Here is a 20113-nt window from a genome sequence, read left to right on the forward strand (position 1 = left end):
TTTTGTAACAATCTTACCCACCCCCCCGCTTTCCTTATGGGCGGGGGGTAGGGGCTCCCCCCCCCCGGCCCGGCGCCCCGGCCCCCCCTCCGGGGCCGGGGGCAACACCCGGGGCCGGGGGCGGCCCCCGGGCCCGCCGCGGCGACCGACCCCCGGTGCACCGGGCCGTGCCCGGGCAACAGGACGTCTGCGGCCAGCCCGGCGACGGAGTCGAGCGAGGCGAGGGCGGTGGCCCGTTCGTGGTCGAACATCGGGGGGAGCAGCCCGGGGCCCCGGTGCCTGCTCGTGGGATGGCCGGTGACCAGGGCGTCGCCGGAGATCACCACACCCGCGGCGGGGAGGTGGTAGACGCAGTGCCCGTCCGTGTGGCCGGGGGTGTGCACGGGGACCGGTCGACCCGGCAGGTCCAGTGCGCCCTCGGTCGGGAACGGGCACGGGGCGGCCACCGGCACCCGCCGTGTCCCACCGGACCGCAGCGCCCGCACCGCCCAGGGCAGGACGCCGGGGCGCCAGGCGTTGGCGAGCACCGTACCCACCCCGATCTGGTGCAGGAACACGCGCCGGGCGTGCGGGGCCTCGCGGGGGTGCAGCAGGACCGGGGTGCCGAAGGTCCGGCTCAGGTACTCGGCGTTGCCGAGGTGGTCGTTGTGCGCATGGGTGAGGAGCACGGCCGCCACCTCGTGCGGGGAACGCCCCAACTCGGCCAGTGACCACAGCAGTCGGTCCCGGTCGCCGGGGTATCCGGTGTCCACCAGGGTGACCGCGTCCCCTTCGGTGACCACCACCCAGTTGGTGTCGCTGCCGTGCACCAGGTGCACCCCCGCTGCCGCCCGAACGATCGTGCCCGCGCGCATGCCGCCCCTTCCGCTCCGGGTCCGTTCCGCGGCCGGGTCCGACCGGGAACGCCCGGGGGCAGGCTACGGGTTCGGGCGCGGGGGAGGGGGGCGGTACGCGCCGCGGCGCCGCGCCCCGAAGGGCACGGCGCCGGGCTGAGCGGGCGACCGGGTCAGCGGACGTTGACGTCGATGCAGGCGTAGAAGGCGTTGGGGGTGTCGGCGATGTTCCACACCGCGAGCACCTTCTGCTTGCCGGTGGCGCCGAGGTTGACGGAGTGGCTCACGGTGGCACCGGGGCGCGCCCCGCCGTCGTTGAACTCGGCGACCTTGCGCCCGCCGACGTAGTACTCCCAGGTGCTGGTGGCGTGACGGGCCGTCAGCTTCCACTGGAACTGGGTGGTGCGGTTGACCGGCGTCACCGTCCAGTTCTTGCCGTCGTTGTCCAGCTCGGAGAACTGGCCGTTGCCGCCGCTACAGCTCCGCAGCCCCTTGGGGCCCTCGACGCTCTGCGGCTCGTACTTGATGTTCCCGCAGCTGACCGATCCGGCGGCGCACTGCGCCTGGCGGCTCGGCGGGGACGAGACGTACCCGTGGGCGCCGGCCGTGGGGGCGGGCAGGCTGAGGGCGATGGCGGGGGCGAGCGCGGCGCCGACGATCGCGGCGGTCTTCTTCTTGACGTTCACGTTCTCTCCTTCACTTCAGGCCGTTCCTCCGTCCGGTCCGGGAAGTGGGGAACCCGGGCGGGGTGGAGGACGACCACTCGTGGGTGGGGCCAAGAGCGGCGGCGGTCCGTGCGGGGCGCGCACGGAGTGAGGGCCGCATGCATCCGGAAGGATTCGTTCTGGTGCTGTTCTTGGACCAGACCATACCCACGGCGGCGGAGGCGTCAAGGGGGTTGGCGTACGGCCGAGTTGGGGGCCGTGGTATGTCGTTCTTGTCGGGTGTTGGGGGCGTCTGGAGGCATGGCGACCGAGGCGGCAAAACCGTAGGGAACGGGCCAATCGGCCCGGGGTGCCACCGCCGCCCGAACTGGTTCCACGGGCAACCGTTCACGGTATCCCCGCGGGAAGGACACTCTTCCTCCCCGATTCCTCCGCAGGCTTTCGCCGCAGGACCGCCGACCGTCGGGGCGTCGGAGCACGGGGAGCGCACACGGGGAGCACGTATGTCGCTCCGGTGTCACGGGGCGTAGCGCTCCTCCGCGGAGTGCTCCCGGCCAAGCGGCAAAACCCGTCCGCGCGCGAGGCGCAGCGGTGCGCGCCGGCGCGTTCGCCATGCTGTGGAGCGCACTTTCGGCGGACAGCGCACGCAGGTCGCGCGCAGGTGGGCCCCGCGCGCGACGTACGGCACCGGTGGGTGCCCGTCCGGCCGTCCGGGTGGGGGGAGGGGGTGGAGCCGGGTCAGCCGCTGCGCAACAGCAACTCCACTTCCTTCTCCTGGTCGCCGGAGACCGTGCCCTCCTGCTCCACCGTGAACGCCGCCGCCAACGCCGCCCGCAGCCGGTCCACGGCCAGGTAGCCGCCCTGGGCCTCGGCGGTCACCGCGTCCCGCAGGGCGGTCGCCGGGGGCGCGGTGCGGATGCGGGTGGTGTCGAAGGTCGCCGACCAGACGGACGGACGGCCACCGGCGGCGTCCTGCGGGAGGTCGGTCGGTCCCCGGTCGCAGTCGAAGACGGACCGCAGGACGCCGAAGACCGTGCCCGCGTCGTCCTTCGAGCAGTCACTCAGCTCCACCACGACCTCGGCCGCGGGGTGTGCCGTGCTGTTCACGATGGGTCATCCCCTCTCCCGTGTGCTCCGGGTGCCCGGGGCACGTGCCGGACCGGCCGCCGGAACGGCCGCCCCTACCAGGCTGACCCCCGCCGCCCGCCTCGGCGAGCCGAGAGCGAGCCGGCCCCGGGGCGGGCAGCCCTGAGGAGCGGTGTCCAGGAGCGTCTACTGCGTCGCGCTGAGCGATCCCTACGGCGAGGAATCCTTCCGGGTCGGCGGGGCACGTGCGAAGACGTGCACCCGCACGTACGGCGTGCCGTCTGCGTTGCGGGCCCGGCCCGGGGGAGCCAGGGTCGAAAGAGCACAGGAACCAACGAGCGCCGACGAGCAACCACACCGACGAACACCAGAGAACACCGCCGAGCGCCGAGCGGCGCCGCGAGATCCGACGCACCGCCGATGCACCCTGGAGATGAGGCTCATGCCGGACGTCCGCACCCCGGCTTCCCCCGTACTCACCGACGCCGAAGCAGCCGCACTGGACGCCCACTGGCGGGCCGCGAACTACCTGGCCGTCGGACAGATCTACCTGATGGCCAACCCGCTCCTCACCGAACCGCTCCGCCCCGAGCACATCAAGCCCCGGCTGTTGGGCCACTGGGGCACCTCACCCGGGCTCAACCTCGTGCACACCCACCTCAACCGGGCGATCCGGGCCCGGAGCCTCGACGCCCTGTGCGTCTGGGGACCGGGGCACGGCGGTCCGGCGGTCCTCGCCAACTCCTGGTTGGAGGGCAGCTATTCGGACACGTACCCCGACGTCACCCGGGACGCGGATGGGATGGAGCGGCTGTTCCGCCAGTTCTCCTTCCCCGGCGGGGTGCCGAGCCACGTCGCCCCCGACGTCCCCGGCTCCATCCACGAGGGCGGGGAACTCGGCTACTCCCTGGCCCACGCCTACGGCGCCGCCCTCGACAACCCGCGGCTGCTGGTCGCGTGCGTCATCGGGGACGGCGAGGCCGAGACCGGTCCGCTCGCCACCTCCTGGCACGCGAACAAGTTCCTCGACCCGGTGCGCGACGGGGCGGTCCTGCCCGTCCTCCACCTCAACGGCTACAAGATCAGCAACCCCACGGTCCTCGCCCGGCTCCCCCAGGACGAGTTGGACGACCTGCTGCGCGGCTACGGGCACGAACCGCTGCACGTCAGCGGCGACGACCCGCTGACCGTCCACCACGAGATGGCGGCCGTCCTCGACACCGCCCTGGACCGGATCGACACCTTCCAGCGGCAGGCCCGGGAGGGCCGCAGCCCCGAGCGCCCCCGCTGGCCGGTGATCGTGCTGCGCACCCCGAAGGGCTGGACCGGCCCGGCCGAGGTGGACGGGGTGCCGGTCGAGAACACCTGGCGCTCCCACCAGGTCCCGCTCGCCCACGTCCGCGACGATCCGGCGCACCTGCGACAACTCGAAGCGTGGCTGAGGTCCTACCGGCCGGAGGAGCTCTTCGACCCGACCGGCCGCCCCACCGAACAGGTGCTGTCCTGCCTGCCCGAGGGTGCCCTGCGGCTGGGGTCCAACCCGCACGCCAACGGGGGGCTCCTCCTGCGCGACCTGCCGATCCCCCCGCTGGAGGACCACGCGGTACCCGTCGACAGGCGCGGCACCGCCCTGCGCGAACCGACCCGGGTGCTCGGCTCCCTGCTCGCCGCGGTGATGCGGGACACCGCCCGCCGCCGGGACTTCCGGGTCGTCGGCCCCGACGAGACCGCCTCCAACCGGCTCGACGCCCTCTACGAGGTCACCGCCAAGGCGTGGCAGGGCGAGTTCCTCGACACCGACCGGGACCTCGCCCGGGACGGCCGGGTGATGGAGGTGCTCTCCGAGCACCTGTGCCAGGGCTGGTTGGAGGGGTACCTGCTGACCGGACGGCACGGGGTGTTCTCCAGCTACGAGGCGTTCGCGCACATCGTGGACTCGATGGTCAACCAGCACATCAAGTGGCTGCGGGCCGCCCGCCGGCTGCCGTGGCGGCGACCCGTCGCCTCCCTGAACTACCTCCTGACCTCCCACGTGTGGCGCCAGGACCACAACGGCTTCTCCCACCAGGACCCCGGGTTCGTGGACCACGTGCTCAACAAGAGCCCCGAGGTCGTCCGGGTCTACCTGCCGCCGGACACCAACACCCTGCTGGCCACCGCCGACCACGTGCTGCGCAGCCGTGACCTGGTCAACGTGGTCGTGGCGGGCAAACAGCCCTCCTTCGACTGGCTCACCCTCGACGAGGCCCGTGCGCACTGCGCCCGCGGCGTCGGGGTGTGGGAATGGGCCGGGACCGAGGCCCCCGACCGGAGCGGGGGGCCGGACGTGGTGCTGGCCTGTGCCGGGGACGTGCCCACCCTGGAGGTGCTGGCCGCCGCCGACCTGCTCCGCCGCCACCTGCCCGAGCTCTCCGTCCGGGTGGTCAACGTGGTGGACATGGCGCGGCTGCTGCCGCACGGCGAACACCCGCACGGGATGACGGACTTCGAGTACGACGCCGTGTTCACCCCGGACAAGCCGGTGATCTTCGCCTACCACGGCTATCCCTGGCTGATCCACCGGCTCGCCTACCGCCGCACCGGCCACCCCCACCTGCACGTGCGCGGCTACAAGGAGGAGGGGACCACCACCACGCCCTTCGACATGGTGGTCCGCAACGACCTGGACCGGTACCGGTTGGTGATGGACGTGGTGGACCGGGTATCCGGGCTGGGCGTGCGGGCGGTGGCGCTGCGGCAGGCCATGGCCGACGTCCGGACCCGGCACCACGCGTGGATCCGGGTCCACGGCAGCGACCTGCCCGAGGTCGCCGAGTGGACCTGGAGCGGATGACCGGCGGGGCGTGCGGGCCGGGGCGCCCCGCACGCCGGTGCCCGGTCGGTCCTCAGGGCCGGACGGCGACCGGGGCCGGCACGGCGGGTTCGGGCTGCTCCCCAAGACCCCCGGGCTCCCCGGCCTCTTCGGGGTGTTCGGCGGTGAGGAACTGGGTGGTGGCCAGCTCGGTGTAGAGCGGGTCCCGGCCCACCAGCTCCTGGTGGGTGCCCACCGCACTGACCCGCCCGGCGTCCATGACGACGATCCGGTCGGCCAGGGTGACCGTGGACAGCCGGTGCGCCACCACCAGGACCGTGGTCGTCCGGGCCACCTCCGCCACGGTGTCCCGCAACGCGGCCTCGTTGACCGCGTCGAGCTGACTGGTGGCCTCGTCCAACAGCAGCAGCCGGGGGCGGCGCAGCAGGGCCCGGGCGATCGCCACCCGCTGGCGCTCGCCGCCGGACAGCTTGGTGCCCCGGTGCCCGACCAGGGTGTCCAGCCCCTCGGGCAACCGCTCGACCAGGGGGGCCAGCCGGGTGGTCCGCACCACCCGCTGGAGTTCGTCCTCGTCGGCCGCCGGATTGCCCAGCAGGAGGTTGTCGCGCAGCGACCCGGAGAGCACCGGGGCGTCCTGCTCGACGTATCCGATGGCGGCGCGCAGCCGGGGCAGCTCCCAGTCGCCGATGGGGCGGCCGTCCACCTCGATCCGGCCGCCCGTGGGGTCGTAGAACCGCTCGATGAGGGAGAACACCGTCGTCTTGCCCGCTCCGGACGGCCCGACGAACGCGGTCATCCCCCGCGCCGGCACCCGGAACGTCACCCCGTGGTGGACGGGCGGCGCGTCGTCCGCGTACCGGAAGCGGACCTGTTCGAAGGCGAGGGACAACGGGGCCTCGTCGGGCCCGGGCAGCTCCGCCGGCGCGGCGACCGGCTCGGCCGGCAGCCGCTGCGCCTCCTGGATGCGCAACACGGCCGCCGAGCCGGTCTGGTACTGCATCACCGCGCCCACCACCTGCTGGATCGGGCTCATCAGGTAGAACACGAACAGCAGGAACGCCACCAGGGTGCCCACCCCGATCGCCCCGGTGGCCACCCGGGCGCCGCCCACCGCGAGGACGGTCAGGAAGGCCACCTGGATGGCGAGCCCGGCGGTGTTGCCGGCGACGGCTTCCCACTTGGCCGCGCGCACGCTCTGCCGCCAGGAGTCCTCGGCGGCACGGTGCACCGCGGCCTCCTCGCGGGCCTCGGCGCCGGACGCCTTGACGGTGCGCAGCGACCCGAGGACGCGCTCCAGCGCCGCCCCCATCGCCCCCACCGACTCCTGGGCGCGCTTGGTCGCCTTGTTGATCCGCGGCACGATCACCCCGAGCACCGTGCCGGCGAGCACGATCACCCCGAGGGTGACCGCCAACAGGACCGGGTCCGTCCAGCCCATCATGGCCAGCGTCGCCACCAGGGTGAGCCCGCCGGTGCAGAACCCGACCAGGGCTTCGGTGGTGACCTCGCGCAGCAGCGTCGTGTCGGAGGTGACCCGGGCCATCAGATCGCCCGGTTCGCTGCGGTCCATCGCCGAGATCCGCAGCCGCAACAGGTAGGAGGTGAGGGCGCGGCGGGCGCCCAGGACCACCGATTCCGCGGTCCGGCGCAGCAGGTACCCGCCGAGCGCGCCGATCACCGCGTTCGCCACGACCAGCGCCGTCATCACGACGAGCGGACCGGCGATGGACTCGTCCCGGCCCAGGTTCTCGATGAGGGCCTTCGCCGCCAGCGGCAGCGCCAGCCCGGTCGCGCCGGTGACCAGGCCCAACAGGGCGCCGAGGAGCAGCGCCCGGCGGTGCGGTCGGGCGTGGTCCAGCAGGGTCCGCCACGGGGCGGGGTCCGGCTTCTCCGGTCGCTCTGCGTCGTGCTGGGTGTCCACGGGTCGGGTCCCCCCGGTGTCGGGTCGCTGGTTCGTCGTTCCGCCGTCCCGGTCACTCGGCGGAACGGACGTCAGCCCGCCGCGAAGCCGACCGTGCCGTCCGGCAGCACGGCCTCCACCCGGGCACCGTGCTCCACCGTGCGGCTCACGGTGCAGTACTTCTCGTGGGTCAGGCGGACGCCGCGCGCGAAGACGTCGAAGGCCCGGTCGTCCCCCTCGGGCAGGGCCATCTCGTACGTTACGCGCACGGCCCCCACCCGGCCGTCATCCTCAGGGAGGGACCTCGACTCCACCGTGATGCGTAGGTCCGGGTGCGGCACGGCCCGTGCGGTGCGGTCGACGACGAGGCCGCCGCAGCCGCCGAGCGCGGCCAGCAGCAGTTCCACCGGGGTGAACGAGGGCTGCACGGACGGGTCGTCGGCGGCGCCGATCCGGACTTCGGCACCGCGGTCGTTGCGGGCGGTCCAGTCCCGGTAGTCGTTGCGGACGGTCTCGATGCGGTAGTCGGCCATGGGGTCTCCTCGTCGAACGGGGCCTTCTCCAGCAGGGAACCGCGGCCGGTCCCGCCCGGCCACGGGAGGGGACGCGAACGGCCGCCGCGGTGCGTGCGCCCGGGGGCGATCGCTGGGCCGAACCGGGGGGCGGCGGGGTGATCGCGCTTAGCCCCCGGCCCGGCGGGAGATAGGGGCTGACGTGGTCCCGGACCCCGTGTCCACCGAAGGACCGTCGACGGAGTCGAAGGAGTGGACGGCCGTGTTCCGTACCCGCACCGCGGTCGTGACGACCACCGCCCTGCTGTCCGTGGCGGCCCCGGGCGCCCTGGTGGCCTCGGCCGCCGAGGGGGGCGGGGCGAGCGCCGCGATGACCCCGTCCGTGGTCGCGCCCGGCGGGTCCTTCACCCTGATCGTGGACTGTTCGGCGGTGGCGGCGCCCGCACCCCGGGTGACGGACGGGCAGGGGCTGGCCGCGCCCCTGGTGCTCGCTCCGGCGGGGGCCGGGCGCTACCAGGCCACCGGGCGGTTGGCGAGCGGGCTGACCGGGGCGGTGGCCGTCGTGGTCGAGGGCGACTGCGGGAGCCCGGCCAGCCGGTGGATCGGCAGTGTCCTGGTGGCGGGCCCCACCACCCCTGCGCCGGTCCGGACCCCCCTCCCGGCGACCTCGGTCCCGGTGCCGCCGGACCGGACCCCCGGCGCCACGACGAGCCCACCGACCGGCGCCGCCCCCTCCGCCGGCGGGGTGCGCGGCGGGCTCGGGGGCGCCCTCGACGGCCGGCCGACCCGTACCGAGGCGGTCCTCGGCGCGGGCCTGCTCGCGGTGGGGGCGCTCGGCGCCGGAGTGGCGCTGGCCCGGCGCGCCCGGTCCGGCGGCCGGCGGCACTGAGTGCCGGGACGCTCAGCGGTTGCCCCGGCGTCGCACCGCGCAGTACCCCGCGGCGAGCACCGAGCCCGCGACGAGGGCGGCGCCGAGCGCCCACTGCACCGGTTCGAGCGGCCCGGGCCCGCCGCCCGCCCCCGCCCTGACGCCCTGGAGCCCCTCGCCCCGGTGCTCCGGCGGGGGCAGGTCCCCGGGATCACCCACCGGAGGCCGGGGGTGTTCCGGCTCCCGCGGTGCGGAGCCGTCCCGCTCGCCGATGGTGACCCGGACGACCTTCGCGCGGCCGTCGCAGGTGAAGGTGACTTCGTGCTCGGCCCGCGGCTCGGCCTCCGCGGAGACCTGGACCGGTGCGGAGCGCCCCTCGGGGAGTTCCGTCGGGTCGAAGACCCCCGAGTCCACGGTGACCGTGGGCACCCGGCAGCCGCGGGAGCTGAGGGTCAGCGTTCCGCCCGGCGGGACGTGGGTCGGGGTGACCCCGACCTCCCAGGCGGCGGGGGGCTGTTCCGCCGCGGGGGCCACGTCGTCGACCAGTGCCTCCTCCAGGGGCGGCACCTCGTCCTCCGCCCCGGCCGGGGGCGCCGCGCCCAGGGCGAAGGCCAGTGCCACGGCCAGGGTTCCGGGTCCCCGTACGATCGCCCGCATCTCACCACTCCCGTCCTGCGGGTCGCCCGGTGCCGGGCGACCCCGCTCCACCTCGGACGCTAGGAGCCGCCCCCGCCGGGCGCCGCCCGGCGGGGGCCATCCGGGGAGCGCAGGGTGCCCGGGGGGTCACCCTGCGCACCATCGGGGGAGGGGCCGGCAACGGGAGGCGGGGAAGAGGACTGGGCCCACCCTGTAGAGGGTATTTGGGTGATATGACAGCAAACATGGTGTTTCTTGCGGCGCCTGACGGGGCTCTGGTGGCCATTCCGATCCTGGTCGGGGCGGTCATCGTCGGTGCCCTGATCTGGATCGTCTGGATAGGCATCGGCGTCCGCAGCAGAGAACCGGACCCCCCGACCCGGGACCAGCAACCGCACCTGCCCGAGGGCGGCGCCGTGCACGAGGTCAGCGAGCGCCGCGAACCGGACGTGCTGCCGTACGACAAGCACGGCGGCCTCAACCCCTACCAGCTCCACGGTCACCTCCCCAACAAACGCAGCGAGGACCAGCGCCGCAGGCGCTGGACCCCGGGCCACAGCGGCTCCTTCGGCGGAGGCGGCGGCGGAGCCCACTGACCCCGGGCCGGGGCGATCAGCGGCCCCGTGCCCCGCGCCGTCGGCTCCGGCCGCCGGTGCCGCGCCCCGGCCCTGTGGCCGGGGCGCCGGCACGCCAGTGCGCGGGTGCGCCGAAGCCCTCGGGCACCACGGTCGCCGCGTCCCCCCGCGCCGCGTCCAACTGGGGCTGGGTCAGGAACAGGCACCCGGTCAGATCGGCCCCGCCGAGGTCCGCATCCCGGAAGTCCGCACCGAGCACGTCCGCCCCGCGCAGATCCGCCCCGGAGAGGTCCGCCGCGACCAGCAGCGCCCCGCGCAGGCTCGCCCCCCGTAGGTCCGCGCCCCGCAACCGGGCCCCCAGCAGATCCGCCCCGCGCAGCTCCCGCCCCCGCCGCCCGGCGCGCACGGCGTCACTGGCCCGCGACAACAGCACGCCCACCTCCGCGCGCAGCGGCGACACGTCGAAGCCGACGAGGACGTCCGCCCCGGCCGCGGTGAGCGCCACGACCCGCTCCTCGACGGCGCGCAGTTCCCCGTGCACCGCGTGCGCACCCTCCAGGGCCAGTGCGTCCCGCACGTGCCGCAGCAACTCGTGGACCTGGCGCAACACGGGGAAGACCGCGAACATCGGCCCGGCCAGGGCCGGCTCGCGACGCCAGTCACGACCGCCGAAGGTCACCTGCGACACCTGTTGCCCGGCGCCGAAGCAGTCGAAGACCGTGCAGCCGGTGAAACCGCGCTGCCGCAACGCGCCGTGGATGCCGCAGCGGAACCCGGCGTCCAGGTTCCCGCACGGCTTCCCGGCCGGCTTGTCGACCGCGAAGTCCGCGGACCTGGCGAAGGGCAGCGCCACACAACACAGTCCGAAGCACCGCGAGCAGTCCGCCCGCACCTCGGGACCCGTGACCTGACCCTGCTCGGACGACGCCACGCGCTTCTCCTGACGGCTCAGGGGGCCGCCCGAGGGGGCGGACCGCCGCCCGGACCCGGGCGCACCCCTCCAGTACGCCGCTCATTCTCCCCTCACCCGATCGGACGGCCGACCGGACGCCCCGCCCCCCGCCGAAGGACACCACCCGGAGCGTCGCCGGGCGCCGCCCTGCACGGCCCGCCGAATGCTGGCAGGCTGGAGAGCACCGACGAGCCCGAGGGACGGTGACGGACCCGCGATGGACGAGGAAGCCCCGGCGGACGACGCCGTACAGCCCCTGACCACGGACACCGTCTTCGGCGCTCCCTGCTGGGTCAGCCTGCTCGCCCACGACCTGGACGCGGCCCAGGGCTTCTACGGCCACGTCCTCGGCTGGACCTTCCGCAAGGGACGGCTGGGGGAGAGGTTCAGCGTCGCCCTCAGCGACGGCATGCCGGTGGCGGGCATCGGGGCGCACGCCTCGACGGCCCGGATGGCCGTCGCCTGGACGCCCTACTTCGCGGTGGGCGACGCCGATGTCACCGCCGCCCGCATCCGGGAGCGCAGCGGCACGGTCGCGGTGGGCCCGCTCTCGCTGGCCGGCGGCCGGGGCGCCCTCGCCGCGGACCGGGACGGGGCCGTGTTCGGGATCTGGGCGGGCCGTCTCTTCGCGGGGTGGGACGTCTGGTACAAGGACGCCCCCGCCTGGGTCAGGCTGCGCACCCGCAACGCCTTCGACGCCGCCATCTTCTATGGCGAGGTCCTCGAATGGGCCTGTGACCGGCCGGGCTGCTGCGACGTGGGGTACGAGGAGGACGAGGTGGTCCTGCGCAGCGGGGGGCGCGTCGTGGCCCGGCTCAGCTCGGGCATCGTCGGCGGCCGACCCCGCTGGCAGGTCTACTTCTCGGTGCCCGACGTGGAGGCCCGGGTCCGTGCGGCCCTCGACCACGGGGGGCAGGAGACCGCCCGCCAGGACACCCCGTACGGCCCCGAGGTGACCGTCCGCGACCCCGACGGAGGGCTGTTCACCCTCACCAGCGACGTCCCCCGCAGATGAACCGGCGCCGCGTCGGCCAAGGGCGGTGACCGGATGGACGGCGGCTGGTGGTACCGGGACATCGTCGAGCCGGGCAAGCTCCCGCTGCTGCTCGCCCTGGTGTCGTTCGTGGTCACGTTCGCCCTCACCCGTCTGGTGACCCGCATGATCCGCGCCGGGAAAGGACCGTTCCGCAACGTCACGCCCGGCGGACTCCACGTGCACCACGTGGTGCCCGGGATCATCCTGATGGTGGTGGGCGGCTTCACCCTGCTGGCCGGGAGCGGTCGCGGCGTCGGCACCGGCATCGCCGCCGTCCTGTTCGGCGCGGGCACCGGCCTGGTCCTGGACGAGTTCGCGCTGGTGCTCTACCTGAGCGACGTGTACTGGACCACGGAGGGGACCAAGAGCGTCGAGGTCGTCGTGGTCACCGTGGCGCTGGCCTCGCTGCTGCTGCTCGGCTTCTCCCCGTTCGGCGTCGACGGCCTCAGCGGCGAGGAGGTCCAGAACCGGGCGACGGCGGTCCTCAGCGTCCTCGGGAACCTGCTGCTGTCACTCCTCGCCCTGGTGAAGGGCAAGGCGAGGATCGCGGTGATCGGCGTCCTGGTGCCCTTCCTCGCCCTGGTCGGCGCCATCCGGTTGGCCCGCCCCGACTCCTGGTGGGCCCGGCGCCTCTACCGCCGTCGGCCCCGGGCCCGGGCCCGCGCCCGGACCAGGGCCTACCACCACGACCGCCGCTGGAGCGGGCTGCGGCGCCGGGTCACCTACGCCATCGGCGGCCGACCGACTTCCGTGCCCCCGCCTCCGCCCTGACCCGCCGCGCCCGGCACCGGACGGCCCGCCACCGGCACCTCCTCGCCCGGCGGCACCGGCCCGGGCGGGGTCCCGTCCCCGAACGGCCGGCCGCCCAGCCGCTCCCGCCCGTGCGGGGCGAGCCAGCCGGACAGCTCGGGGCCGATCGGGACGATCCCGGTCGGGTTCACCCCGGTGTGCACCTGGTAGTAGTGCCGCTTGACGTGGTCGAAGTCCACGGTGTCCCCGAACCCGGGGGTCTGGTACAGGTCCCGGGCGTACGCCCACAGCACCGGGTTCTCGGCGATCTTCCACAGGTTGCACTTGAAGTGTCCGTGGTACACGGGATCGAAGCGGACCAGGGTGGTGAACAGCCGCACGTCCGCTTCGGTGAGGGTGTCCCCGACCAGGTACCGCTGGTCGGACAGGCGCTCGGTCAGCGCGTCCAAGCGCTGGAACAGCGCCCGGCAGGCGGTCTCGTAGGTCGCCTGGTCGCTGGCGAACCCGGATCGGTACACCCCGTTGTTGACGTCCCGGTAGACGTCCTCCATCACCGCGTCGATCTCGCCGCGCAGGGCCTCGGGGTACAGGTCCGGCGCGCCCTCGCGGTGCAACTCCGTCCACTCGGTGGCGAAGTCGAGGGTGATCTGCTGGAAGTCGTTGGTGACGAGCTGCCCACTGGGCACGTCCACGACGGCGGGCACGCTCACCCCGCCCGGATACTCCTTCTCCCGGGCGTCGTACGCCTCGCTGAGGTACCGGATGCCGAGCACCGGGTCCCGGCCCTCGGGGTCCAGGGTGAACCGCCAGCTCCGGTCGTCCTGGATCGGGTCCGTGATCGCCAGGGAGAGCGCCGCCTCCAGCCCCAGCAGCCGGCGGGAGATCATCGTGCGGTTCGCCCACGGACAGGCCCTGCTCACCACCAGTCGGTAGCGTCCCGCCTCCACCGGCCAGCCGTCCCGGCCGTCCGCGGTGATGCGGTCCGTGAAGTGACTGCGCGAACGCTTGAACGGCTTCTTGCCGTACGAGGCGTTCCCGGTGGCGTCGCCGTTGCCGTTGGTCCGGCTCATCGCCTGGTTCCCCTTCTGTTCTCGGTGCGTCGCCGACGATCCACCGGTGCCGTACGGCCCGGTCGCGCCGGTCAGGTGCGTGCGTCCGTCCGGGACGGGGTGCGCCGGGTGCCGGCCCAGGCCATCAACTCGTCCGCGGTCCATGTGTTGATGATGCGCTCCACCGGCACCCCGCACTCCTCGGCACGGGCACAGCCGTAGGGCTGCCAGTCGAGTTGCCCCGGTGCGTGCGCGTCGGTGTCGATCGAGAAGAGTGTGCCCGCCGCCACCGCCCGGCGCAGCAGCCGACGCGGCGGGTCGAGGCGCTCGGGCCGGCAGTTGATCTCCACGGCGGTGCCGGTCTCCGCGCACGCGGCGAACACCTCGTCCGCGTCGAACGCGGACTCCGGCCGACCGGGATCGCCCAGCAGCCGGCCCGTGCAGTGGCCGAGCACGTCCGACCGCGGATCGCGCACCGCCGTCACCATCCGCCGGGTCATCGCCCCGGCGTCCATCCGGAGTTTGGAGTGCACCGACACCACCACCAGGTCCAGTTCGTCCAGCAGTTCGGACTCCTGGTCGAGGGAGCCCTCGTCCAGGATGTCGCACTCGATGCCGCTGAGCAGTCGGAACGGGGCCCAGGAGGCGGCGAGCGCGGCCAGTTCGGCACGCTGGTCCCGCAGCCGTTCGGCCGACAGGCCCCGGGCCACGGTCAACCGCGGCGAGTGATCGGTGAGCACCGCCCAGTCGTGGCCGAGCGCCGCCGCCGTCCCGGCCATCTCCCGGATCGGGCTCCCGCCGTCCGACCAGTCGGAATGCAGATGGCAGTCGCCGCGCAACCGCCGGCGCAGCTCGGTGCCGCCGTCGACGAGCGGCCCGCCGGACTCCTCCGTCACCCGCACCAGGTAGGCGGGCACCCGCCCCCGGTACGCCTCCTCCACCACCTGCGCGGTCTTCGGCCCGATGCCCTTCACCTTGGCCAGGGACCCGGCGGACACCCTCCGGGCCACCTCGTCCGCCGGGAGCCCCGCCACCACCGAGGCGGCGGTGCGGAACGCCTTGGCCCGGTAGGTCGGCGCGAGCGAGCGCTCCAGCAGGAAGGCGATCCGCTCCAGCGCCGCCACCGGGGACAACGGACCCGCCGGCGGCTCCTCCGACTCCACGGTCACCACCTCACCTCGCGCCGGGCCCGGGTCCGTCCCCCCGCGCCCGTCCGCACTCCAGCTTCACCCACCCGCGGCCGGGACGCACGGCGGCGCCCGACCCTCACAGCCCCGGGGCTCCCCACAGCGCGAACCACCGGGACAGGTCGGTCTCGATGCGCAGGTCGTCCGCCAGCGCCGCCCTGACCTGGAGCTCCAGGGCGTTGTCCCGCCGCTCGCCGGACAGCGGCGCGAACGGGTAGAAGGTGCCCCGTTTGAAGAGGTACACCAGTGCCAGGGACCGCCCGCCGGGCTCCCGGAAGCCGACGAGCGAGCACAGCAACTGGGGGCCGAAGCCGCTGTCCTGGAGGGTCGAGTTCACCGCGTGCAGATCGCCCACCAGGTCCGGCAGCTCTTCGGGCGACCGGCGGGAGACCAGCCACGAGTAGCCGAAGGAGTCCCGCTCGGACTCCACCGGCGGCCCGGTGCGCCCGGCGTCGGCCCCCAGCACCTGCCGCACCTCGTCCGTGATCCGGGCGAACTCCGCGCCCTCGACGCTGGAGAAGCAGACCGACCCCACTCCGGTGGGCGAGAACCCGACCGCGGCGGTCAGGGTGAGCGCCGCGGCGGGCACCGCGAACAGGTTGTCCAGGTCGGGCGGCACCGGCCGGGTCCGTCCGAACAGCACGTCGAGGAAGCCCACGGCCGTCAACCCCCCTGGTCCGGCGTCGGCCCGAGCCGTGCGGCGATGTCGGCCAACTGGTCGAGCCGTCGCTCCAGCGGCGGGTGCGTGGACAACAGCACCGCCAGCGCCCCGCCGTCCTTGCCGCTGATCGCCGGGGCGAAGTAGAACGCGTTGAACGCCTGGGCCGTGCGCAGGTCGGAGGTGGGGATGCGGGCGATGTCGCCGCTGAGCTTGGTGAGGGCCGAGGCCAGGGCCGAGGGCCGCCCGGTGAGCAGCGCGGCGGCCCGGTCGGCGGCCAGCTCCCGGTACCGGGACAGGGCCCTGATCAGCAGGAAGCTGAGGGTGTAGACGGCGGCCGACACCCCCACCACGGCGAGCACCACCACGAAGGTGTTCTGGTCGCGCCGGCCGCCCAGCACCCCCGAGTAGAAGGCGAAGCGCACGGCGAGTCCTGCGAGCACCCCGAGGAACGAGGCGACCGTGATGACCGCGACGTCCCGGTGCGCGACGTGCGACAGCTCGTGCGCCAGCACGCCCTCCAACTCGTCCGGCTCCAAGCGCCGCACCAGCCCGCGCGTCACGCAGACCACCGCGTGATCGGCGTTGCGTCCGGTCGCGAACGCGTTCGGCAGGTCCAGGTCGGAGACCGCGACCTGCGGCTTCGGCATGTCGGCCACGGCACACAGCCGGTCCACCACCCCGTGCAACCACGGCTCCTGCTCGGGCGTCACGATCCGACCGCGCAGCGCGTACAGGGCGATCCGGTCCGAGAACCAGTACTGGGCGCCGAGCGCCGCCGCCGCGATCACCACGACCAGGACCCACGACTTCAGCAGGGCGATCAGCACGCCCACGAAGACCACGTACAGCAGACCGAGCAGGAACAGCGTCAACGCCATGCGCGCGGTCAGCTGCCGATCAGGTGCGAAGCGGCTCCGCATGGGCCACCTCCCCGTATCCTCCGGGTTCCGCCCGACCGTCGGCCGGGCTACCTCCATCGTCCGTCATCGTGCGGCGGGAGGACAGCGCCGCCGGGCACCGGTCCACTAGCCCGCCCGCTCCCGGACCACGTCCCGCGGGTCCTTGTCCTCGCGCAGTGCGGTGAACCGGGGGTGGCGCAGCCGGCCGGCCCGGGTCCACTGGGCGAACTCCACCCGTGCCACCAGGCTCGGCTCCACCCACCGGGCCCGTGGTTCGGCGACCGCTCCGGTGAACGGCGAGCGCGTCCTGCGCAACGCGTCCAGCCGGGCGCGCAGCGTGACCAGCAGGGGGGCGGGGAAGCCGGTGCCCACCTTCCCCGCGTACCGCAGGTCGGGCCCGGTGTAGGTGCCCAGCAGCAGCGCGCCGAACCCGGACCGGCCGCCCTCGGGTTCGGTGAACCCGCCGATCACGAACTCCTGCCCCTGCGAGCAGGTGAGCTTCAGCCAGTCCGTGGACCTGCGCGGCTGGTAGCGGCTGTCGGCCCGCTTGGCGATCAGCCCCTCCCAGCCGCGCGCGCACGCGGCTGCCAGCAGGTCGGCGCCGCCCTCGTTGCGGTGCGGGGTGAAGCGCAGCGGGGCCCGGTAGGCGAGCGCCCGGCGCAGCAGGGACTTGCGGGTGCGCAGCGGCAGCCGGCGGGTGTCCGCACCGGCGAGCCGCAACAGGTCGAAGACGCAGTAGGCGACCGTGACGCCGCTCGCCGCGACCTGTGCGCTCCGGGTGAGGCCCATCCGCTGCTGGAGCAGCGCGAAGTCGGTGCGGCCGCCCCGGAACGCCACGATCTCCCCGTCGAGCGTGAAGTCGGGACGGTCCTGCGCGGTGAGGGCCGCCGCCACCTCCGGATAGGTGGCGTCGATCCGGCGTCCGCTGCGGGACCACAGCGCGACCCCGTCCGCCTCCCGGACGGCCAGCGCGCGGACGCCGTCCCACTTGCGTTCGAAGAGCCAGCGGGGGGAGAACTCGCGGCCCTCGCTCAGGGTGGCCAGCATGGGCCGGGCGGCCAGTTCCCGACCCGGAGGGGCCACGGCCAACAACCGGACCTGTGCGGGCGGCAGTGCGGCGAGCAGTTCGCTTCCATCGGCCATGCGGCGACTCCCACGGGGTTCCGGGGCGGTGCCGGCCCCGGGCCGCGGACCCGGCACCCGGGGCCGCGGCCCGCGCGGACCGTTCCGTCTCCAGCATCACGCGCGGCCCGGGCTTGCGCACGGCGCACGGACTCAGCGGGTGCGGGCCTCCACGACGTGCAGGCCCGGCGCGGCGGCCAAGGGCACGGTCCGCAGGTGGCGGTATCCGGCCTGGTCCAACAGCGCGGCGTACTCGACCCCGCTGCGTTCACGGCCCCCGAGGCCGAACAGCATCACCAGGTCCAGCGCGGTGGCAAGGTCGGTGGTGGGGCGTTCGGGCAGCACGGCTTCCACGATCAGCAGACGCCCCTTCCCCTCCTCCTGCGCCGCACGGCAGTTGCGCAGGATCGCCAGGGAACGCTCATCGTCCCAGTCGTGCAGGATCCAGGAGAGCAACAGCGTGTCCGCCGCGGGCACGGCGGTGAAGAAGTCCCCCGGGACCACCTCCGTGCGGTCCGCGAGCCCGGCCGCCGCGAGGGCCTCACGGGCCGGGTCCGCCAGGTGCGGCAGGTCGAAGACGGTGGCGCTCGCCCCGGGCGTACGGGTGAGGATCTCGGTGACCAGGGTGCCGAGCCCGCCGCCGACGTCCACGAGGTGCCCCGCGTCACCGAAGTCGTGGGCGGTGGCCACCGCGCGGGCGGTGCGGCGGGTGAAGGAGGCCATGGCGGTGTGGAAGACCTCGTTGTCCTCCGGATGCGCTGCCATGTGCCCGAAGTAGGTGTTCCCGAACCGTTCCTCGAAGGCGGGACGCCCGGTCTTCAGGCTCACCATCGGGTCGTCGAACATCCGGAACGTCACCCGGTACATCAACCGGAACCAGGGGCGCAGGGTGTCCGGGTGGTCGGACTCCAGCAGGGCGCTGGTGGCGGTGGGCAGGTAGCGGCCCCGGCCGTCGAGGCCGAGGGCGCCCACCGCCACCAGGGGGCGCAGCACCCGCAGCAGGGGTTGCGGCAGGGTGCCGGTGGCCCGGGCGAGTTCGTCGAGGCCCACGGGTCCCCCGGCGACGAGGTCCGGTATGCCGAGTTCGGCCGCGGTCTGCAACGCCCGGTCCGTGACGAACCCCCAGGACTCCTGGATCAGTCGGTCGACGGGGGTGCCGGACGGGGGCGGGGTGGTGGTCACGTGCGCTCCGAGGATCTGAGGAGGGTGCACCGCCTCGGGCGGGTGGCCCCGACGGCGCGTCCGCGACGGAGGGTCCCGTCCGCGGTTCCGGGTGATCATGGCCGATCCGGCGGTGCCGTGCCAGACCCGGGAGCCCGCCCGCGGGCGCTCGTTCAGGCGCCCCGCAGGGTGGGCCGGGCCTGGCGCAGGAACGCCGTGTTGGAGGCCGTTCCCCGCATCCGGTCCAGCAGGGTGCCCAGCGCACTGCGCCCGTCCCGCCCGGCGAAGGCGCGACGCAGTCCGTGAAGGACCGTCAGTTCTGTTGCGGGAACGAGGAGTTCCTCGCGACGGGTGCCCGAGGTGGTGATGTCCACGGCGGGGAAGAGCCGCTTGTCGGCGAGCTCGCGACTGAGCCGCAGCTCCATGTTCCCGGTGCTCTTCAACTCCTCGAAGTAGTACTCGTCCGCTCGGGACCCGGTGCCGACGAGCACGGTGGCGAGGAGCGTGAGGGAGCCGCCCTCCTCCGCGCAACGCGCCGCCCCGAAGAGGCGCTTGGGCCCGATCAGGGCGGACGCGTCGACTCCGCCGCTCAGGGTGCGGCCGCCGGCCGCCGCGGCGTTGTTGTGCGCCCGGCACAGCCGGGTCAGCGAGTCGAGGAGGAGGACGACGTCCCGCCCCTGTTCGACCAGCCGTTTGGCCCGTTCCACGGCGAGTTCGGCCAGCGCGATGTGGTCCGCCGCGGGTCGGTCGAAGGTGGACGCGTACACCTCGCCCCGTACGCTGCGGCGGAGGTCGGTGACCTCCTCCGGTCGTTCGTCGACGAGCACCACCATGAGGACGCTGTCCGGGTGGTTGCGGGTCACGGCGGCGGCGAACTGCTGGAGCAGCACGGTCTTCCCGCACTTCGGCGGGGCGACCAGCAGCCCCCGTTGGCCCTTGCCGATCGGGGCGATCAGATCGGTGACCCGCAGGGTCAGCGGCCCGCCCGGGTGCTCCATCCGCAGCCGTTCGTGGGGGTGCAGGGGGGTCAGGTCCGCGAAGTGCGGTCGTTCGAGCAGGGTGCTGACGGGCTGTCCGTTCACCAGCTCCACCCGGGTCACCGCCCGCCGTCGACCGCGTTGCGGGTCAGCGGTGAGCACTGCCGCCACGGTGTCCCCGGTGCGGAGTCCGTGCCGCCGGACCTGCACGGCGGGGACCTGCGGGTCTTCGGGCGCGGGCAGGAGAGCGGGGCCGCGCAGGAACCCGTGCCCCTGGGGCGAGAGCTGGAGGACGCCGGTCACCGTCGTTTCCGTCCGTCCCTCGGGGACGGTGACGGGGGGTTCGAGTGTGAGGGTCATGCGAGGGGTCCTTTCGCGGAGGGCTGCGCCCGAGCGGACGGGCGCGAGGGAGGAACGGGGGGAGGGGGCCCG

The 20113-nt window shown here is 74.2% G+C and carries 18 protein-coding genes and 1 pseudogene; 5 read left to right on the forward strand and 14 right to left on the reverse strand.

What is annotated here, in order from left to right; genetic code table 11:
- Window positions 1-134: 134 nt before the first annotated feature.
- The 3 genes and pseudogenes from ABT092_RS26995 to ABT092_RS27005 all read right to left on the reverse strand — a co-directional run.
- Window positions 135-854, reverse strand: a pseudogene (locus ABT092_RS26995) (MBL fold metallo-hydrolase); the annotation flags it as partial.
- 152 nt (window positions 855-1006) lie between these two features.
- On the reverse strand, window positions 1007-1519 hold the full coding sequence (locus ABT092_RS27000) for a lytic polysaccharide monooxygenase auxiliary activity family 9 protein (protein WP_351248339.1): 513 nt from the start codon (window positions 1517-1519) through the stop codon (window positions 1007-1009).
- A gap of 717 nt (window positions 1520-2236) precedes the next feature.
- Window positions 2237-2605: a hypothetical protein gene (locus tag ABT092_RS27005; protein ID WP_351248341.1), complete on the reverse strand. Its 369-nt coding sequence runs from the start codon at window positions 2603-2605 to the stop codon at window positions 2237-2239.
- A gap of 421 nt (window positions 2606-3026) precedes the next feature.
- Here ABT092_RS27005 and ABT092_RS27010 point away from each other — a divergent pair, with 421 nt between their 5' ends.
- The gene (locus ABT092_RS27010; protein WP_351248343.1) at window positions 3027-5417 is read left to right on the forward strand and encodes a phosphoketolase family protein; all 2391 of its coding nucleotides are present in this window, start codon (window positions 3027-3029) and stop codon (window positions 5415-5417) included.
- Window positions 5418-5469: 52 nt separating this feature from the next.
- On the opposite strand, the gene ABT092_RS27015 is transcribed toward ABT092_RS27010, so the two are convergent.
- Both ABT092_RS27015 and ABT092_RS27020 read right to left on the reverse strand, forming a co-directional pair.
- Window positions 5470-7317 (reverse strand): ABC transporter ATP-binding protein, encoded by a 1848-nt coding sequence (locus ABT092_RS27015; protein WP_351248345.1) that lies wholly within the window; start codon window positions 7315-7317, stop codon window positions 5470-5472.
- Between the two features lie 71 nt (window positions 7318-7388).
- Window positions 7389-7829: an OsmC family protein gene (locus tag ABT092_RS27020; RefSeq protein ID WP_351248347.1), complete on the reverse strand. Its 441-nt coding sequence runs from the start codon at window positions 7827-7829 to the stop codon at window positions 7389-7391.
- Between the two features lie 241 nt (window positions 7830-8070).
- Between ABT092_RS27020 and ABT092_RS27025 the strand changes: the two genes are divergently transcribed.
- The gene (locus ABT092_RS27025; RefSeq protein WP_351248349.1) at window positions 8071-8697 is read left to right on the forward strand and encodes a hypothetical protein; all 627 of its coding nucleotides are present in this window, start codon (window positions 8071-8073) and stop codon (window positions 8695-8697) included.
- Window positions 8698-8709: 12 nt separating this feature from the next.
- On the opposite strand, the gene ABT092_RS27030 is transcribed toward ABT092_RS27025, so the two are convergent.
- Window positions 8710-9333: a hypothetical protein gene (locus ABT092_RS27030; RefSeq protein ID WP_351248351.1), complete on the reverse strand. Its 624-nt coding sequence runs from the start codon at window positions 9331-9333 to the stop codon at window positions 8710-8712.
- A 224-nt stretch (window positions 9334-9557) separates the two neighbouring features.
- Here ABT092_RS27030 and ABT092_RS27035 point away from each other — a divergent pair, with 224 nt between their 5' ends.
- Window positions 9558-9908, forward strand: a complete 351-nt coding sequence (locus tag ABT092_RS27035) for a DUF6479 family protein (RefSeq protein ID WP_351248353.1) — start codon at window positions 9558-9560, stop codon at window positions 9906-9908.
- Window positions 9909-9924: 16 nt separating this feature from the next.
- Here the strand turns inward: ABT092_RS27035 and ABT092_RS27040 are convergent, their stop codons facing one another.
- Window positions 9925-10818, reverse strand: coding sequence for a pentapeptide repeat-containing protein (locus ABT092_RS27040; RefSeq protein WP_351248355.1), 894 nt, complete (start codon window positions 10816-10818; stop codon window positions 9925-9927).
- A gap of 238 nt (window positions 10819-11056) precedes the next feature.
- On the opposite strand from ABT092_RS27040, the gene ABT092_RS27045 reads away from it, so the two are divergent.
- A complete protein-coding gene (locus tag ABT092_RS27045) occupies window positions 11057-11854 on the forward strand; it encodes a VOC family protein (RefSeq protein WP_351248357.1) in 798 nt (265 codons plus the stop codon).
- 33 nt (window positions 11855-11887) lie between these two features.
- A complete protein-coding gene (locus tag ABT092_RS27050; RefSeq protein ID WP_351248359.1) occupies window positions 11888-12646 on the forward strand; it encodes a hypothetical protein in 759 nt (252 codons plus the stop codon).
- Here ABT092_RS27050 and ABT092_RS27055 read toward each other — a convergent pair.
- The 7 genes from ABT092_RS27055 to rho all read right to left on the reverse strand — a co-directional run bounded on the left by ABT092_RS27055 (window position 12598) and on the right by rho (window position 20041).
- Entirely contained in the window at window positions 12598-13695 is a 1098-nt protein-coding gene (locus tag ABT092_RS27055; protein WP_351248361.1) for a glutathione S-transferase family protein, read from the reverse strand. The genes ABT092_RS27050 and ABT092_RS27055 overlap by 49 nt on opposite strands.
- Window positions 13696-13766: 71 nt before the next feature.
- Window positions 13767-14807, reverse strand: coding sequence for a PHP domain-containing protein (locus tag ABT092_RS27060; RefSeq protein ID WP_351248393.1), 1041 nt, complete (start codon window positions 14805-14807; stop codon window positions 13767-13769).
- Window positions 14808-14940: 133 nt separating this feature from the next.
- On the reverse strand, window positions 14941-15519 hold the full coding sequence (pspAB, locus tag ABT092_RS27065) for a PspA-associated protein PspAB (RefSeq protein WP_351248395.1): 579 nt from the start codon (window positions 15517-15519) through the stop codon (window positions 14941-14943).
- A gap of 5 nt (window positions 15520-15524) precedes the next feature.
- The gene (htpX, locus tag ABT092_RS27070) at window positions 15525-16442 is read right to left on the reverse strand and encodes a zinc metalloprotease HtpX (protein WP_351248363.1); all 918 of its coding nucleotides are present in this window, start codon (window positions 16440-16442) and stop codon (window positions 15525-15527) included.
- A gap of 105 nt (window positions 16443-16547) precedes the next feature.
- Window positions 16548-17564 carry a non-homologous end-joining DNA ligase gene (gene ligD / locus ABT092_RS27075; protein WP_351248365.1) on the reverse strand — a complete coding sequence of 339 codons (1017 nt, stop codon included), beginning with the start codon at window positions 17562-17564 and terminating at the stop codon, window positions 16548-16550.
- A 132-nt stretch (window positions 17565-17696) separates the two neighbouring features.
- Window positions 17697-18725 carry a methyltransferase gene (locus tag ABT092_RS27080; RefSeq protein ID WP_351248367.1) on the reverse strand — a complete coding sequence of 343 codons (1029 nt, stop codon included), beginning with the start codon at window positions 18723-18725 and terminating at the stop codon, window positions 17697-17699.
- A gap of 152 nt (window positions 18726-18877) precedes the next feature.
- The gene (rho, locus tag ABT092_RS27085; RefSeq protein ID WP_351248369.1) at window positions 18878-20041 is read right to left on the reverse strand and encodes a transcription termination factor Rho; all 1164 of its coding nucleotides are present in this window, start codon (window positions 20039-20041) and stop codon (window positions 18878-18880) included.
- Window positions 20042-20113: the final 72 nt, after the last annotated feature.

Origin of the sequence: Streptomyces sp. NPDC002490, assembly GCF_040296045.1 — a bacterium.
Classification (GTDB): domain Bacteria; phylum Actinomycetota; class Actinomycetes; order Streptomycetales; family Streptomycetaceae; genus Streptomyces.